15 protein-coding genes are annotated in these 15,505 nt (G+C 70.8%); 12 read left to right on the top strand and 3 right to left on the bottom strand.

The genetic code is table 11. The annotated features are described in order from the left end of the window. The first annotated feature begins 3 nt into the window (after window positions 1–3). The 5 genes from paaC to paaZ are packed head-to-tail and all read left to right on the top strand — an operon-like array spanning window position 4 to window position 5,114. Window positions 4–777 carry a 1,2-phenylacetyl-CoA epoxidase subunit PaaC gene (gene paaC, locus PE066_RS03880; RefSeq protein WP_271235252.1) on the top strand — a complete coding sequence of 258 codons (774 nt, stop codon included), beginning with the start codon at window positions 4–6 and terminating at the stop codon, window positions 775–777. After that, window positions 774–1,286 (top strand): 1,2-phenylacetyl-CoA epoxidase subunit PaaD, encoded by a 513-nt coding sequence (paaD, locus tag PE066_RS03875; RefSeq protein WP_271235251.1) that lies wholly within the window; start codon window positions 774–776, stop codon window positions 1,284–1,286. Before paaC ends, paaD begins: the two co-directional genes overlap by 4 nt. Continuing rightward, window positions 1,283–2,371: a 1,2-phenylacetyl-CoA epoxidase subunit PaaE gene (gene paaE, locus PE066_RS03870; protein ID WP_271235250.1), complete on the top strand. Its 1,089-nt coding sequence runs from the start codon at window positions 1,283–1,285 to the stop codon at window positions 2,369–2,371. The genes paaD and paaE overlap by 4 nt, the downstream gene beginning before the upstream one ends. Window positions 2,372–2,376: 5 nt before the next feature. Next, the gene (locus PE066_RS03865) at window positions 2,377–3,015 is read left to right on the top strand and encodes a TetR/AcrR family transcriptional regulator (RefSeq protein ID WP_271235249.1); all 639 of its coding nucleotides are present in this window, start codon (window positions 2,377–2,379) and stop codon (window positions 3,013–3,015) included. A 50-nt stretch (window positions 3,016–3,065) separates the two neighbouring features. Continuing rightward, complete coding sequence (gene paaZ / locus PE066_RS03860; protein WP_271235248.1) at window positions 3,066–5,114, top strand: phenylacetic acid degradation bifunctional protein PaaZ; 2,049 nt, start codon at window positions 3,066–3,068, stop codon at window positions 5,112–5,114. A gap of 13 nt (window positions 5,115–5,127) precedes the next feature. On the opposite strand, the gene PE066_RS03855 is transcribed toward paaZ, so the two are convergent. After that, window positions 5,128–5,493: a hypothetical protein gene (locus PE066_RS03855; protein ID WP_271235247.1), complete on the bottom strand. Its 366-nt coding sequence runs from the start codon at window positions 5,491–5,493 to the stop codon at window positions 5,128–5,130. A 132-nt stretch (window positions 5,494–5,625) separates the two neighbouring features. On the opposite strand from PE066_RS03855, the gene PE066_RS03850 reads away from it, so the two are divergent. After that, a complete protein-coding gene (locus PE066_RS03850; protein ID WP_271235246.1) occupies window positions 5,626–6,414 on the top strand; it encodes a PAS domain S-box protein in 789 nt (262 codons plus the stop codon). Between the two features lie 61 nt (window positions 6,415–6,475). Next, window positions 6,476–7,531 (top strand): RNA methyltransferase, encoded by a 1,056-nt coding sequence (locus PE066_RS03845; protein WP_271235245.1) that lies wholly within the window; start codon window positions 6,476–6,478, stop codon window positions 7,529–7,531. A 44-nt stretch (window positions 7,532–7,575) separates the two neighbouring features. Here the strand turns inward: PE066_RS03845 and PE066_RS03840 are convergent, their stop codons facing one another. Both PE066_RS03840 and PE066_RS03835 read right to left on the bottom strand, forming a co-directional pair. After that, window positions 7,576–7,767: a hypothetical protein gene (locus tag PE066_RS03840; RefSeq protein ID WP_271235244.1), complete on the bottom strand. Its 192-nt coding sequence runs from the start codon at window positions 7,765–7,767 to the stop codon at window positions 7,576–7,578. Between the two features lie 85 nt (window positions 7,768–7,852). Further along, complete coding sequence (locus PE066_RS03835; protein WP_271235243.1) at window positions 7,853–8,767, bottom strand: LysR family transcriptional regulator; 915 nt, start codon at window positions 8,765–8,767, stop codon at window positions 7,853–7,855. 125 nt (window positions 8,768–8,892) lie between these two features. Between PE066_RS03835 and PE066_RS03830 the strand changes: the two genes are divergently transcribed. The 5 genes from PE066_RS03830 (at window position 8,893) to PE066_RS03810 (ending at window position 15,474) form a co-directional block, all read left to right on the top strand. Next, a complete protein-coding gene (locus tag PE066_RS03830) occupies window positions 8,893–11,076 on the top strand; it encodes an indolepyruvate ferredoxin oxidoreductase subunit alpha (RefSeq protein WP_271235242.1) in 2,184 nt (727 codons plus the stop codon). After that, window positions 11,073–12,536 carry an indolepyruvate oxidoreductase subunit beta family protein gene (locus PE066_RS03825; RefSeq protein WP_271235241.1) on the top strand — a complete coding sequence of 488 codons (1,464 nt, stop codon included), beginning with the start codon at window positions 11,073–11,075 and terminating at the stop codon, window positions 12,534–12,536. Before PE066_RS03830 ends, PE066_RS03825 begins: the two co-directional genes overlap by 4 nt. A gap of 58 nt (window positions 12,537–12,594) precedes the next feature. Further along, window positions 12,595–13,566 (top strand): TRAP transporter substrate-binding protein DctP, encoded by a 972-nt coding sequence (dctP, locus tag PE066_RS03820; protein ID WP_271235240.1) that lies wholly within the window; start codon window positions 12,595–12,597, stop codon window positions 13,564–13,566. Beyond that, window positions 13,563–14,093 carry a TRAP transporter small permease gene (locus PE066_RS03815; RefSeq protein WP_271235239.1) on the top strand — a complete coding sequence of 177 codons (531 nt, stop codon included), beginning with the start codon at window positions 13,563–13,565 and terminating at the stop codon, window positions 14,091–14,093. Before dctP ends, PE066_RS03815 begins: the two co-directional genes overlap by 4 nt. A gap of 61 nt (window positions 14,094–14,154) precedes the next feature. Next, complete coding sequence (locus tag PE066_RS03810; RefSeq protein WP_271235238.1) at window positions 14,155–15,474, top strand: TRAP transporter large permease; 1,320 nt, start codon at window positions 14,155–14,157, stop codon at window positions 15,472–15,474. The last annotated feature ends 31 nt before the right edge of the window (window positions 15,475–15,505 follow it).

Below are 15,505 nucleotides of genomic sequence, written 5' to 3'. Positions count from 1 at the left end.
GGGATGCAAGCTTCGATCGCCATCAAGGACGACCCGGCCGTCCAGTACCTGCTGCGCATCGGCGACACCGCCCTGGTGCTGGCGCAGCGCCTGGGCGAGTGGACCGGCCATGCGCCCGTGCTGGAGGAGGACATCGCGCTGACCAACATCGCGCTGGACCTGGTCGGCCAGGCCCGCGCGGTGCTCACGCACGCAGGCGCGCTGGAAGGCCAGGGCTACGACGAGGACCAGCTGGCCTTCCTGCGCGACGAGCGCGACTTCCGCAACGTGACGCTGGTGGAGCTGCCGCGCGGCGACTTCGCCGTTACGGTGCTGCGCAACGCCATGGTCGCCACCTTCCTCAAGCTGCTGTGGCAGCGGCTGCAGCAGTCGACGGACGCGGAACTGGCCGCCATCGCCGGCAAGGCGATCAAGGAAGCGCGCTACCACCAGCAGCACTCGGCCGACTGGGTGGTGCGGCTGGGGCAGGGCACGGACGAATCGCACCGGCGCATGGCGGCTGCGATCGAGCACCTGTGGCGCTATGCGGCCGAGCTGTTCGCGGCCGATGCGGTCGATGAGCAGGCCGCGCGCAGCGGGCTGGGCCCGTCCTGGGCCGAGCTGAAGGCGCCGTGGGAAGCCGAGATGGGTGTGATCCTGGCCGAAGCGGGGCTGGAAATCCCCCAGGCCAGCCCGTTCCTGTCGACCGGCAAGCGCGGCGTGCACAGCGAGCACATGGGCTACATCCTGGCCGAGATGCAGCACCTGCAGCGCGCCTTCCCGGGCGGCGTCTGGTGAGCGCCGTGGCCGCCGATCGCGTCGACCGCGCCTGGCAGGTGCTGGGCACGGTGCTGGACCCCGAAGTGCCGGCGCTGTCGCTGTGCGACCTGGGCATCGTGCGCGAGGTGATCGACCACGGCGCCGAGCTGGAGGTGGTGCTCACGCCCACCTACTCCGGTTGCCCGGCGACGGAAGTCATCGAGCAGAGCGTGCTGGAGGCGCTGCAGTCCGAAGGCCTGGGCCCGGCGCGCGCCACGCTGCGCCGCGCGCCGGCCTGGACCACCGACTGGATCAGCGAGGACGGCAAGCGCAAGCTGCGCGACTACGGCATCGCCCCGCCCGGTCCGGCCGCGCCGGACGACGGCGTGCCGATCCGCATCGTCGGCCGCAAGGCCGATGCGGTGGCCTGCCCGCGCTGCGGCAGCGCGAACACCGAGCGGCTGTCGGCATTCGGCTCCACGGCGTGCAAGGCGCTGTACCGCTGCATTGCCTGCCGCGAGCCGTTCGAGCACTTCAAACCGATATGACCGCGCCGCTCTTCCACCCCCTCAAGGTCCGCTCCATCACCCCCGACACGGCCGAAGCCGTGGTCGTCTCCTTCGAGGTGCCCGAGGACCTGCGGCCGGTGTTCGGCTTCACCCAGGGCCAGTACCTCACGCTGCGCAAGGAGATCGGCGGCCACGACCTGCGGCGCTCGTACTCGATCTGCGCGGGGATCGACGACGGCGAGCTGCGCGTGGGCGTGCGCAAGGTCAAGGGCGGCGTGTTCTCGCAGTGGATCAACGAGCACCTGCGGCCCGGCGACACGGTGAACGTGATGGCCCCGCAGGGGCGCTTCTTCGTGCCGATCGAGCCGCAGGCGAAGCGCCACCACCTGGGCATCGCCGGCGGCAGCGGCATCACACCCATCCTGTCGATCATGAAGACGGTGCTGGCGCGCGAGCCGGCCAGCCGCTTCACGCTGGTCTATGGCAACCGCAGCCTGAAGTCGACCATGTTCAAGGAGGAGATCGAGGACCTCAAGGACCGGTACATGACCCGGCTGGTGCTGCACCACGTGTTCTCCGACGAGCACACCGATGCGCCCATCAACATGGGCCTGATGAACCGCGAGAAGATCGGCGAGTTCCTGCGCGGCCCGGTGCCGGCCGGCTCGATCGCCCATGCCTACGTGTGCGGGCCGTTCCAGATGAACGACGAGGCCGAGGCCGCGCTGCTGGCGGCCGGCGTGGCCGCGGACCGGATCCACATCGAGCGCTTCGGCGTTCCGCAGCAGGCGGCCGGCGAAGTCGGCGCCGTGCTGCACGAGGCCCGGCCCGGCGATGCCGAGCAGGCCCGGGTGCTGATCGTGCGTGACGGCCTGCAGCGCGAGATCACCTTCAGCAAGGACCAGCCCAGCATCCTCGACGCCGCCTCGGCCGCAGGCCTGGAAGTGCCGTACTCCTGCACCTCGGGCGTGTGCGGCACCTGCCGCGCCAAGCTGGTGGAAGGCCAGGTGCGCATGGAGCGCAACTTCGCGCTGGACAAGAAGGAAGTGGCGGCCGGCTTCATCCTGACCTGCCAGGCGCACCCGACCACCGAGCGCGTGGTCATCTCCTTCGACGAGAGGTAGCGCGGGTGGGGCGCGGACGCCACGCCGGCTACGACGACCAGCGCGAGGCCATCCTCGCGGGTGCGGCGCGTCTGTTCGCCGGCCACGGCTACTCGGCCACCTCGATGAACCAGGTCGCGCAGGCCTGCGGCCTGTCCAAGGCCACGCTGTACCACTACTACCGCGACAAGTACGCGCTGCTGTTCTCGATCGCCGATTCGCACGTCGAGCGGCTGCAGCGCATCGTGGTCGAGACGGCGCAGGCCGATGGCGAGCCGCGCGAGCGCATGCACCTGCTGATCCGCCGCTTCGTGCAGGAGTACGCGGACGCGCAGGACGCGCACTGGGTGCTGACCAGCGAGGTGCGCTTCCTGGAACCGGCCGACCGCCAGCGCGTGCTGGACCGCGAGCGGGCCGTCGTGGCCGAGTTCGCCAAGGTGATCGCCGGCCTGCGGCCCGACCTGGACGAGGCCACGCTGGCCAAGCCGCTGACCATGCTGCTGTTCGGCATGGTCAACTGGATGTTCACCTGGATGAAACCCGAAGGAGCGCTGGACTACGAGGCGATGGCGCCCATCGTCACGGACCTGTTCCTCGGGGGATTGCAGGCGGTGCAGGCGCCGCAGCCGGCGCTCGCGCAGAATCGCCAGCTTTCCCGCGGCTGACAACGAACGAGCGTTCCCTCCCGCAGGGGACCGCGCAAGGAGACTCCGACATGACCCCTCCCATCCTCCAGAGCTACATCGCCGGCCGCTGGGTCGGCGCCGCCGCCGCGCAGACCTTGCGCAGCGCCATCAACGGCCAGCCGGTGGCCAGCACCCATGCCGACCCGCTCGACTTCGCCGAGGCGGTGCAGCACGCGCGCAAGGTGGGCGTGCCCAATCTGCTCAAGCTCGACTTCCAGCAGCGCGCCGAGCGGCTGAAGGCGATGGCGAAGTTCCTCGGCGATCGCAAGGAAGAGCTGTATGCGGTCTCGGCCCACACCGGCGCGACCCGCACCGACAGCTGGATCGACATCGAGGGCGGCAGCGGCACGCTGTTCGCCTATGCCGGCGTCGGCGCCAACGAGCTGCCCTCGGGCAACCTGCTGCACGAGGGACCGGCGATCCCGCTGGGCAAGAAGGGCGGTTTTGCCGGCACCCACATCCTGGTGCCGCGCGGCGGCCTGGCGGTGCACATCAACGCCTTCAACTTTCCGGTCTGGGGCTTGCTGGAGAAATTCGCGCCCAGTTTCCTGGCCGGCGTGCCCTGCATCGGCAAGCCCGCCACCGCCACCAGCTACCTGACCGAGAAGGCGGTTCGCCTGCTGGTCGAATCCGGCCTGCTGCCCGAGGGCAGCCTGCAGTTGGTGATCGGCTCCACCGGCGACCTGCTGGACCGGCTGGACGGCGCCGACGTGGTCACCTTCACCGGCTCGGCCGACACGGCGGCCCGGCTGCGGGTGCATCCCAACATCGTGCGCCACTCGATCCCCTTCAACGCCGAGGCCGACTCGCTCAACATGGCCGTGCTGGCGCCGGACGTGACGCCGGACGACGAGGAGTTCGACCTGTACGTCAAGGAAGTGGCGCGCGAGATGACCGTCAAGGCCGGCCAGAAGTGCACCGCCATCCGCCGCGCCATCGTGCCGGCGAAGTACGTCGACGAAGTGGCGAAACGGCTGAAGGCGCGGCTGGCCAAGGTGGTGGTCGGCGACCCGGCGCTGGAGGACGTGCGCATGGGCGCGCTGGCCTCGCAGGACCAGCGCCGCGATGTCGCCGAGCGCGTGCAGTCGCTGCTGAAAAGCGCCGAGCTGGTGTTCGGCGAGCGCGACGGCTTCGCGCCCCGGGGCGAGGGCGTGGCCGAAGGCGCGTTCTTCGCGCCCACGCTGCTGCTGGCCAAGAACCCGATGGGCGACGACGGCGTGCACGACATCGAGGCGTTCGGCCCGGTCAGCACGCTGATGGCCTACGACGACCTCGAGCAGGCGCTGGAACTCGCCGCCCGCGGCAAGGGCAGCCTGGTCGGCACGCTGGTGACCAGGGACCCGGCGACGGCGGCCCGGTTCGTGCCGGCAGCGGCCGCCACCCACGGCCGCATCCTGGTGCTGGACCGCGAGGCCGCGGCCGAGTCCACCGGGCACGGCTCGCCGCTGCCGCTGCTCAAGCACGGCGGTCCGGGCCGCGCCGGCGGCGGCGAGGAGCTGGGCGGCCTGCGCGCCGTCAAGCACTACCTGCAGCGCGCGGCGGTGCAGGGCTCGCCGACCATGCTGAGCGCGGTGACCGGCGAGCACGTGCGTGGCGCCAAGGTGCGCGAGAGCGAGCTGCATCCGTTCCGCCGCCACTTCGAGGACCTGCAGGTCGGCGATTCGCTGCTGACGCACCGCCGCACCGTCGGCGAGGCCGACATCGTCGCCTTCGGCGGCCTGTCGGGCGACTACTTCTACATGCACTTCGACGAGATCGCGGCCAAGGAAAGCCCGTTCGGCCAGCGGATTGCGCACGGCTACTTCGTGCTGTCCGCGGCCGCCGGACTGTTCGTCTGGCCTTCGCCCGGCCCGGTGCTGGCCAACTACGGGCTGGACACGCTGCGCTTCGTCAAGCCGGTCGGCATCGGCGACACCATCCAGGCGCGCCTGACCGCCAAGCGCAAGATCGACAAGCGCAAGAAGGACGCCAAGGGGGTGGGCCAGGGCGTGGTGGCCTGGGACGTGGAAGTCACCAACCAGCACGGCGAGCTGGTGGCGAGCTACGACATCCTGACGCTGGTGGCCAAGCGCGGGTAGGCGGGGCCGCGGTTCAACGCTTGGCGAAAACGCTTTCGTAGCCGTCCACAAAGAACGGCTCTCCGGCCTGCAACCGGCAGAAGCCGTTGGCATTCATCCGGGCGGTGAACAGCAAGGCCGCGAATTCGCCATGGAGGTCGACTTCGCGATACAGCTCGCCCGCCTCGTTCAGCAGCCCCGCCGTGAAGACGTGGCACCGGTTGCTGGCGGGTCCGGGCAGATCCCGGATCAGGGCAAGCACCTGGGCATCGTCGCGCCGCCTCGAACGGCGATCGATCAGCCGGGTCCTCGACAGCGGAACCGGGGCGGACGGGCGGACGGCCGGCGCCTCGCCCAGGTGCTCCGGGCCCGTGCTCGGGCCATCCTCCGTCGTCAGCATGGTGTTCCAGTAAAGTGCGCCACGGCAGCGCGGGCGGATCCTACGCACCCGCGGTGGCGGGAGTCTGAGCAAACCTGAGCGCATCGCCGGCGAGCAAGTTGATCCTTTTTTGGGCTGGAAGGCAGTGCAGGCATGAGTTCGACGGATCCGTCTACGGGTGCGGATGCAGGTCCAGATCCCGCGGCGACGGCAGCCGTACCCGAGGACACCGGTTCGGGCGCCGGCGCCGTCCGGGCCGAGCCCCCCGACGTGACGGACTTGCTGCTGGACGCGATCTGCGTGGTCGATCCCAACGGACGCTTCCTCGCCATCCGCGGTGCCTGCGAGGCCATCTTCGGCTACGGGCCGCACGAGATGATCGGCAAGCCGATGATCGACTTCGTCTACGAAGGGGACCGGCTGCGGACCCTGCAGGCCGTCACTCGCATCATGGACGGCTACCTCCAGCGCCACTTCGAGAACCGCTATGTGCGCAAGGACGGACGCCTCGTGCACATCATGTGGTCCGCGCGCTGGGTTCCGCAGGACGGCGTCCGGATTGCGGTGGCCCGCGACATCACAGGACGCAGGGACTCCGCGGACAGGGCCGAAACGCTGGAGGCCGAGGACGCCGCACCCCGGTGGAAGCTGTGCGGCTCGCCGCCCCGGCTCATCCCACCCGGCCTGTCCGCGCTGCCGTTGTCCGCCCAGGACCATGTCGTGCTGCTGGCTCTCGGCATGGGGGGCGGCTCCGTGGTGAGCCGGCGGGCCATCGTCGAGGCGCTAGGGGAGGACTACCTGCAGTACGACCAGCGTCGGCTGGATACCCAGATGCGACGGCTTCGCCGCAGGGTGGAGCAGGCCTGTGGCCTGAAGTTGCCCGTGACCACGGTGCGCGGTGTCGGCTACCGGTTCTTCCAGCCCATCGAGATTTCGGCGTAGCAGGACCGACACGCCTGGGGCAGCGCACCCGGGCCCGGAGAAGCAACGGTAAGCTAGGCGCATGACCTCCATCACCCGATTGCGTGAGCGCCTGCGCGCCGCCGGCGCCGGCCCGATGCACGAGCGGCGGGTGTTGCGCCTGTGGTCGCACGCGTTGCCGCAGGACAGCGGCCCGCGCGACATCGGAAGCTTCCTGCCGAAGTCGCTGATCGAGGCGCTGCCCGCGATCGCGACCGAGTTCGCGTCGCTGGCGACCCTGGTCTCCCGCCATCCCGCCGAGGACGGCTCCGAGCGCCTGCTGGTGCGCCTGGCCGATGGCCAGAGCTGCGAGAGCGTGCTGCTGCCGCGCGGCGGCCTGTGCGTGTCGACCCAGGTCGGCTGCGCGGTCGGCTGCCGCTTCTGCATGACCGGCCGCGACGGGTTGCTGCGCCAGATCGGCAGCGCCGAGATCGTCGCCCAGGTGGCGCTGGCGCGATCGCTGCGGCCGGTGCGCAAGGTGGTGTTCATGGGCATGGGCGAGCCGGCCCACAACCTGGCCAACGTGATGGACGCCATCGAGTTCCTCGGCACGATCGGCAACATCGGCCACAAGGAGCTGGTGTTTTCCACCGTCGGCGACGAGCGCGTGTTCGAGCGGCTGCCGCAAGGCCCGGTGCGGCCGGCGCTGGCGCTGTCGCTGCACACCACCCGCGCCGACCTGCGCGCCGAGCTGCTGCCGCGCGCCCCGCGCATCGCGCCGGCCGAGCTGGTCGAAGCCGGCGACCGCTACGCGCGCGCCTCCGGCTATCCGCTGCAGGTGCAGTGGACGCTGCTGGACGGCATCAACGACACCGACGCGGAAGTCGAGGGCATCGTGGGCCTGCTCAAGGGGCGCTTCGCGGTGCTGAACATGATTCCGTACAACAGCGTGCCCGAGCTGCCGTTCCGCCGGCCGCCCTGGGAGAAGGCCGCCGAGCTGGCGCGCCGCCTGCACCGCCGCGGCGTGCTCACCAAGCTGCGCCGCTCGGCCGGGCAGGACGTGGAGGGCGGCTGCGGACAGTTGCGGGCCCGGGCGGTGCGGGAGGTGGCGGTGCCGTGGGGCGGTCCGCCGGTGCAGGCAGCCGCAGCCTCGAGCTAGGCTCGCCGCAGCCGCCGTCCCTGTCGCCAATCCGGCGCCCGTTCTTACCTCGGCCGCTCGCCCGAATCCCGCGCCGGGCCGGAGCGGGCGCCGGCCTCGGATTGCGTGTCCTGGATCTCGCCTTGGCCCTGCGGCGGCGGCTGGCGCACCGCCTCGTCGGGCGGCAGCAACTCGTCGGCGATTTCCGGCAGGTGGGTGTCGCCGGTCAGCTTGGTGTTGCCCTTGGCTTCGCGCATGGAACGTTCTCCTGGGTGGAAGCGCATGGTGCGATGAGCCGGCGGTCGACGCTGTAGGAACGCGCCGCCTCCGGACCGCTGCGCTTCAGGGGCGCAGCGGGCGCTCGAACAGCTGCTGCAGCAGCCCGCGCAGCCACTGCTGGGCCGGATCGCGCGCGGTGCTGGCATGCCAGACCAGCCGCACTTCGTAGTGCGGGGCGAACGGCAACTGCCAGGTGCGCACGTTGGCCAGGCTGGCCGCGTACATGGCCGGCACGATGGCCAGCAGGTCGGAGCCGGTGACCAGCTCGGGCAGCGCGCCGAAATGGCGCGCCCGCAGCACGATCCGGTCGGCCAGCTTCAGCCGCAACAGCATCTCGTCGACGCTGCTGTGGAAGGTGGCGGTCGGCGAGGCCACCGCCAGCGACGAGCCGGCCAGCTGGGCCTGGGTGAGCGCGGCGACCTTGCGCCCGCTCGGGGGCTTCCAGCCGGGCGCCGTGATCGCCACGTACTGCTCGCGGAACAGGGGCTCGGCATGCACGCCGCGGTGGCGCGGCTGCAGGATGCCGACGGCGCAGTCGATCTCGCGTGCCTCCAGCGCCGTGGCCACCGCGGGTGCGGCCACCGAGATGTTGGCGACCCGCGTGCCCGGCGCCTGCTGGCGCAGCGCCGCCGTCAGCCGCGGCAGGAACAGCATCTCGCCCAGGTCGGACAGCGACAGCCGCCAGGTGGCGCGGCTGTGCAGCGGATCGAACGCCTCGAGCCCGGTGACCACCGCCTCCAGCGACAGCAGGTGCGCCACCACCGCCGGCGCGACCTGCTCGCACAGGCGGGTGCGGTGCAGGCCGGTGGGCGACCGCACGAACAGGTCGTCGCCGAAGAACTGGCGCAGCCGCGCCAGCGCATTGCTGGTGGCCGACTGCGACAGCGACAAGGAGCGGCCGGCGGCGGTGACCGAGCCGGTGCGGTGGATGGCGGCCAGCACGCGCAGCAGGTTGAGGTCGAGCTGGCGGAAGTTCATGCTTCAGTTCGCAGGGTTGCACCCGATCATGGACGCGGTGAATGTACGCCATCCGCACAATCCATTCGCCAAATGTCAAGCCGATGCGTAGATTGCGGCGTTACCGCTGTCCAGGCAATCCAACCATGGCCGAACGTTCCTTTGCCGCCGAAGTCGAGAAGCTGCGCCTGGGCGCCGGCCAGGAGTTCCGTGGCGAGGGCATCCTGGCGGTCACCAAGGCGCTGCTGCAGTCCGGCGTGTCCTACGTGGCCGGCTACCAGGGCGCGCCGATCTCGCACCTGATGGACGTGCTCACGGATGCCAACGACATCCTGCGCGAGCTGGGCATCCGCTTCGAGCACAGCGCGTCCGAAGCGACGGCGGCGGCCACCCTGGCCGCGTCGGTCAACTACCCGCTGCGCGGCGCCGTCACCTTCAAGTCCACCGTCGGCACCAACGTCGCCTCCGACGCCATCGCCAACCTGGCCTCGGGCGGCGTCACCGGCGGCGCGCTGATCATCGTCGGCGAGGACTACGGCGAGGGCTCCAGCATCATGCAGGAGCGCTCGCATGCCTTCGCCATGAAGTCGCAGGTCTGGCTGCTCGACCCGCGGCCCAACCTGCCGTCCATCGTGCAGGCGGTGGAGCAGGGCTTCGAGCTGTCGGAGGCCAGCCGCACGCCGGTGATGCTGCAGCTGCGCATCCGCGCCTGCCACGTGCACGGCCGCTTCGACTGCAAGGACAACCGCCGCGCCGGCTTCACGCTCAAGGACGCGCTCGAGCAGCCGCGCCGCGACACCGGCCGCATCGCGCTGCCGCCCGCCACCTACGCGCACGAGCTGGAGAAGGTGGAGCAGCGCTGGCCGGCGGCCGTGCGCTTCATCCAGGAGCGCGGGCTGAACGAGTTCTTCGCCGAGGGCGAGCAGGACTTCGGCATCGTGCTGCAGGGCGGGATGTACAACGGCGTGCTGCGGGCGCTGGAGCTGCTCGGCCTGGCCGACGCCTTCGGCCGCTCGCGCGTGCCGCTGTACGTGCTGAACGTCACCTACCCGCTGGTCGACGCCGAGTTCACCCGCTTCTGTGCCGGCAAGCGCGCCATCCTGCTGGTGGAGGAAGGCCAGCCCGACTTCATCGAGCAGGCGGTGCACGCGATGTTGCGCCGCGCCGACGTGCAGACGAAGGTGCACGGCAAGGACTTCCTGCCGCTGGCCGGCGAGTACACCGGCGGGGTGCTGGCCAAGGGCATTGCCGGCTTCGTGCAGCGCTACGCACCGGCGCTGCTGGAAGGCCGCGCGCTGCCCCTGGCGGCGCGGCCGGCGCCGGCGCCGGAGCGCATGGCCGGCAACCCGAGGGCGATCGCCATCCGCGACGCCACCGCCGAGGTGCATGGGCGGCCGCCCTCGTTCTGCACCGGCTGCCCGGAGCGGCCGATCTTCACCGCCATCAAGCTGGTCGAGCGCGAGCTGGGCACGCACCACGTCAGCTGCGACATCGGCTGCCACCTGTTCTCCATCCTGCCGCCGTTCAACATCGGCGCCACCACCATGGGCTACGGCCTGGGCTGGGCCGGCGCCTCGGCGTTCAACACGCCCGAGACCGGCAAGCGCGCGCTGGCCATCATGGGCGACGGCGGCTTCTGGCACAACGGCCTGACCAGCGGCGTCGGCAACGCGGTGTTCAACAAGACCGACAACGTGCTGGTGGTGATCGACAACGGCTACTCGGCCGCGACCGGCGGGCAGGATTTGCTGTCGTCGAAGGCGGCCAATCCGATCCGCGCCACCAACCACCCGATCGAGAAGGCGGTGCGCGGCGTCGGCGTCGAGTGGGTGCGCACCATCGACCACACCTACAGCCTGTCGAAGATGCGCGATGCGCTGCGCGAGGCGCTGACCACGCCGGCCAAGGGTCCCAAGGTGATCGTGGCGTCCAGCGAATGCATGCTGAACAAGCAGCGCCGCGTCAAGCCGCTGGCGCGCAAGGCCATCGCAGAGGGCAAGCGGGTGGTGCGCGAGCGCTTCGGCGTCGATCCGGACACCTGCACCGGCGACCACTCCTGCATCCGGCTGTCGGGCTGCCCGTCGCTGACCATCCGCGAGAACCCCGACCCGCTGCGGCGCGACCCGGTGGCCACGGTGATCGACAGCTGCGTCGGCTGCGGCCTGTGCGGCGAGGCGGCGCACGCGGCTGTGCTGTGCCCTTCGTTCTACCGCGCCGAGATCGTCAACAACCCGACGCGCTGGGACCGGTTCCGGCAGCGGCTGTCGGCGGCGGTGATCGGCTGGCTCCAGGGCCGCATCGAGCGCCGGCTGGCAGGTTTGGCGGCATGACGCAGCCACGCGCCATCACCGTCGCGCTGCTCGCCATGGGCGGCGAGGGCGGCGGCGTGCTGTCCGACTGGCTGGTGGACCTGGGCGAGGCCAACGGCTTCCTGGCGCAGGCCACCTCGGTGCCGGGCGTCGCCCAGCGCACCGGCGCGACGATCTACTACATCGAGCTGTTCCCGGCCGCGCAGGTCCCGCCGGGCGCGCAGCCGGTGCTGGCGCTGGCGCCGGTGCCGGGCGAGCTGGACGTGGTGATCGCCTCCGAGCTGATGGAAGCCGGCCGCGCGCTGCAGCGCGGGCTGGTCACGCCCGAGCGCACCACCTTCGTCGTCTCCACCCACCGTGTCTATTCGATGACCGAGCGCACCGCCATGGGCGACGGCCGGGTCGACGGCGACAAGCTGCTGGAAGGCGCGCGCGCCGCGGCGGCCCGCCTGGTCGCATCCGATTTCGCCGTGCTGGCTGAGCAGGCGGGCGGGCCGATCGCGCCGGTGCTGTTCGGGGCGCTGGCGGCGTCCGGCGCGCTGCCGTTCACGCGCGAGCAGTTCGAGCAAGCGATCCGCCGCGGCGGCGTCGGCGTGCAGGCCAGCCTGAAGGCGTTCGCGGCCGGGTTCGATGCGGCGCAGGCCGGGCCGGCGCCGGCAAGCGGGCCTGGCGACGCGGCGCCGCTGGGCCCCCGTTTGGCGGCACTGGGCGAGCGCATCGCGCGCGAGTTCCCGCCCGCTGCCCACGCCACGCTGCGCCACGGCGTGCTGCGGCTGGCCGACTACCAGGACCTCGCCTATGCCGGCGACTACCTGGACCGCCTGCTGCCGCTGCGCGAGGCGGGCGAGGTGCTGGTCGAGGCCGCGCGGCACCTGGCGCTCTGGATGAGCTACGAGGACGCGATCCGCGTCGCCGACCTCAAGACCCGCCGCACGCGCTTCGAGCGGGTGGCGACCGAGGTGCGGCTCGCGCCCGACCAGCTGCTGGCCATCAACGAATACATGCATCCGCGCGTGGAGGAGATGGCCGACATCCTGCCCGCGGGCCTGGGCCGCTGGCTGCTGCGCAGCGGGCCGGCCCGCCGCCTCGTCGGCCGCTTCACGCGCGAGGGCAAGGTGGTGCGCACCAGCTCGCTCGGCGGTTTCCTGCAGCTGTATGCGATCGCTTCGCTGCGCAGCCTGCGCCGCCGCTCGTTGCGCTTCGGCGCCGAGCAGGAACGCATCGCCGCCTGGCTGGCGCAGGTGCAGCGGCTGACCGCATCCCACCCGGCCCTGGCCCTGGAAGTCGTGCGCGCCCAGCGCCTGGTGAAGGGCTACGGCGACACCCACGCGCGCGGCTGGCGCAGCTTCCAGCGCCTGATGGCGGAGCTGCCGCGGCTGCAGGCGCAGGCCGATGGCGGGCAGCGGCTGTCGCAGCTGGCCGGCGCCGCGCTGGCCGACGACAGCGGCCAGGCGCTGGAGCGCATGCTCGCGTCTGCCTGAATTGACCGCCCGCGACGCACCCGATATGTTCAGCCACCAACCACAAGGAGACAAGGCGATGAAGCGAAGGATCGTATGCAAGGCCGCAGCGCTGCTGCTGGCCACGGGGTTCGCGGCCGGCGCCGCCGCCCAGGAGGCCACGCTGCGGCTGGTTAGCGCCTTTGCCGAGAACGGCATCTACGTGCAGCGCCTGCAGCCGTGGATCCAGAAGTTCAACGCCGAGGGCAAGGGCGTGCTGCAGATCAACTTCATCGGCGGCCCCAAGGCGATCCCGACCTTCGAGGTGGGCAACGCCGTCAAGACCGGGGTGGTCGACATGGCCCTGTCCACCGGCGCGTTCTACACCAACGTCATGCCGGAGGCCGACTTCCTCAAGCTGACCCAGGTCCCGATCGCCGAGCAGCGCAAGAACGGCGCGTTCGACGCGATCAACAAGGTCTGGAACGACAAGGCCAACATGCAGTACCTGGCGCGGATGGTGGAGAACCAGCCGTTCCACCTGTACACCAACAAGAAGATCGACAAGCCCGACCTCACCGGCCTGAAGATCCGCATCACGCCGGTGTACCGCGAGTTCTTCCAGGCGCTCAATGCCAACGTGGTCACCACCGCGCCGGGCGAGGTCTACACCGCGCTGGAGCGCGGCGTGGTCGACGGCTACGGCTGGCCGATCGGCGGCATCTTCGACCTGAACTGGCAGGAGAAGACCAAGTACCGCGTCGATCCCGGCTTCTACGACGCCGAGGTCTCGCTGATCATGAACCTGCCGGCCTACCGGAAGCTGTCGCAACCGCAGCGCGACTACCTGCAAAAGCAGTTGCTGGCGCTGGAGGCGCAGAACACCTTCTGGGCCCAGTACACCGCCGAGGAGACCGCGCGCCAGCAGAAGGCCGGCATCCAGGCCCTCAAGTTCGACGCCGCCACGGCCAAGGCCTTCGTCGACAAGGCCTACGAGGTCGGCTGGTCCAACGCCCAGAAGCAGAGCCCCGAGATCGCCGCGCGCTTCAAGCCGCTGTTCGCGCCCAAGTGAGGGCGTATCTCGCACGCGCGTGGCAGGGCTTGCTGGCCGGCCTGGCGCTGGCCGGCTGCGCCGTCATGTTCGCCATGATGCTGGTCATCGTGGCCGACGTGGCGCTGCGCAACATCCCGCTGCCGGGCCTGCCGCGCGGGCTGGCCTGGAGCAACGAGGTCTCGGAGCTGATGCTGTTCCTGACCACCATGCTGGTGGCGCCCTGGCTGCTGCGCCAGGGCCAGCACATCCGGGTCGACATCGTGCTGCAGGCACTGCCGTCCCGGCTGGCCTGGCAACTCGAATGGGTGGGCGACACCATCGGGCTGGCAGCCTGCCTGTTCATGGCCTGGTACGGCACCCGCGCCGCCTGGGCGAGCTGGAGCGACGGCGCGCTGATGATCAAGACGCTGGTCACGCCCGAGTGGTGGTGGCTGGCGCCGCTTCCCTTGACCTTCGTGCTGCTGTCGATCGAGATGGTGCTGCGCATGCGGCGCCTGGCCGCCGGCGCACGCGCGCCGCGGCAGGATGCGGTGAGCGCCGCATGAGACATTGCGCCGGATCTTCCGCCTGCACGGCGGATGGCCTGAATTCCAAGGGACTTCCTGCATGACCGACTGGGTCTTCGGCGCCTGGCTGATGCTGGGCGGCTCCACGCTGCTGCTGTTCATCGGCATCCCGGTCGCACTGACCTTCATCGCCATCAACATCGTCGGCGCCTGGCTGTACATGGGCGGCGAGGCGGGGCTGGCGCAGCTCGCGCGCAGCAGCGTCAGCTCGGTGACGGCGTTCTCGCTGACGCCGATCCCGCTGTTCGTCCTGATGGGCGAGGTGCTGTTCCACACCGGTCTGGCGCTGCAGGTGATCGAGGGCATCGAGCGGCTGATCCGGCGCCTGCCGGGCCGGCTGGCGGTGGTGGCGGTGGTGGCGGGCACCGTGTTCTCCGCGATCTCCGGCTCCACCATCGCCACCACGGCCATGCTCGGATCGCTGCTGCTGCCGGTGATGCTGGCCAAGGGCTACCACCCGACGCTGGCCACCGGCCCGATCATGGCCATCGGCGCGGTCGACATGCTGATCCCGCCGTCGGCGCTGACGGTGCTGCTCGGCTCGCTGTCGGGCATCTCCATCTCCAAGCTGCTGGTGGGCGGCGTGCTGCCCGGCGCGCTGCTGTCCGTCGCCTTCGTGCTGTGGATCGTGCTGCGGGTGAGGATCACGCCGGCGCTGGCGCCCGCGGCGGAGGAGCAGCCGGCCTACAGCGGCTGGGAGAAGTGGAAGCCGTTCTTCGCCTACGTGCTGCCGACGCTGTCGATCTTCGGCGTGGTGGTGGGCGCGCTGGCGGCGGGCTGGGCCACCCCGACCGAGTGCGCGGCGCTGGGCGCCTTCGCCACGCTGCTGCTAGCGGCGGCCTACCGGGTGCTGACCCTCAAGGCGCTGGTCAAGGCGCTCAAGGGCACCGCCAACATCTCCGGGATGATCCTGTTCATCATCCTGGGCGCCACCACCTTCGCCCAGATCCTGTCGTTCTCCGGGGCCAGCAACGGGCTGGTGCAGCTGATCACCGGGCAGGGCTGGTCGACCGCGGCCATCGTGGCCGGCATGATGGCGATGCTGATCTTCCTGGGCATCTTCGTCGACCAGGTCAGCATGATGATGATCACGCTGCCGATCTTCATGCCGATCGTGCAGCGCCTGGGCATCGATCCGGTGTGGTTCGGCATCATGTTCCTGATCTGCATGCAGCTCGGGCTGCTGCTGCCGCCGCACGGGCTGCTGCTGATGACCATGCGCGGCGTGGCCCCGCCGGCGGTGACCATGGCGCACATCTTCCGAGCCGTGGTGCCCTACCTGGCGATGAGCCTGCTGCTGCTGGCGGCGGTGTTCTTCTGGCCGGCGATCGCCACCTGGCTGCCGGGGATCATCGGGTAGGTTTGCCCAGTCCCCGCGCTTCCTGCTGGGT

It is taken from the genome of Ramlibacter tataouinensis (assembly GCF_027941915.1).
Classification (GTDB): Bacteria; Pseudomonadota; Gammaproteobacteria; order Burkholderiales; family Burkholderiaceae_C; genus Ramlibacter; species Ramlibacter tataouinensis_C.
This window is presented reverse-complemented; position numbering and strand designations above follow the sequence as displayed.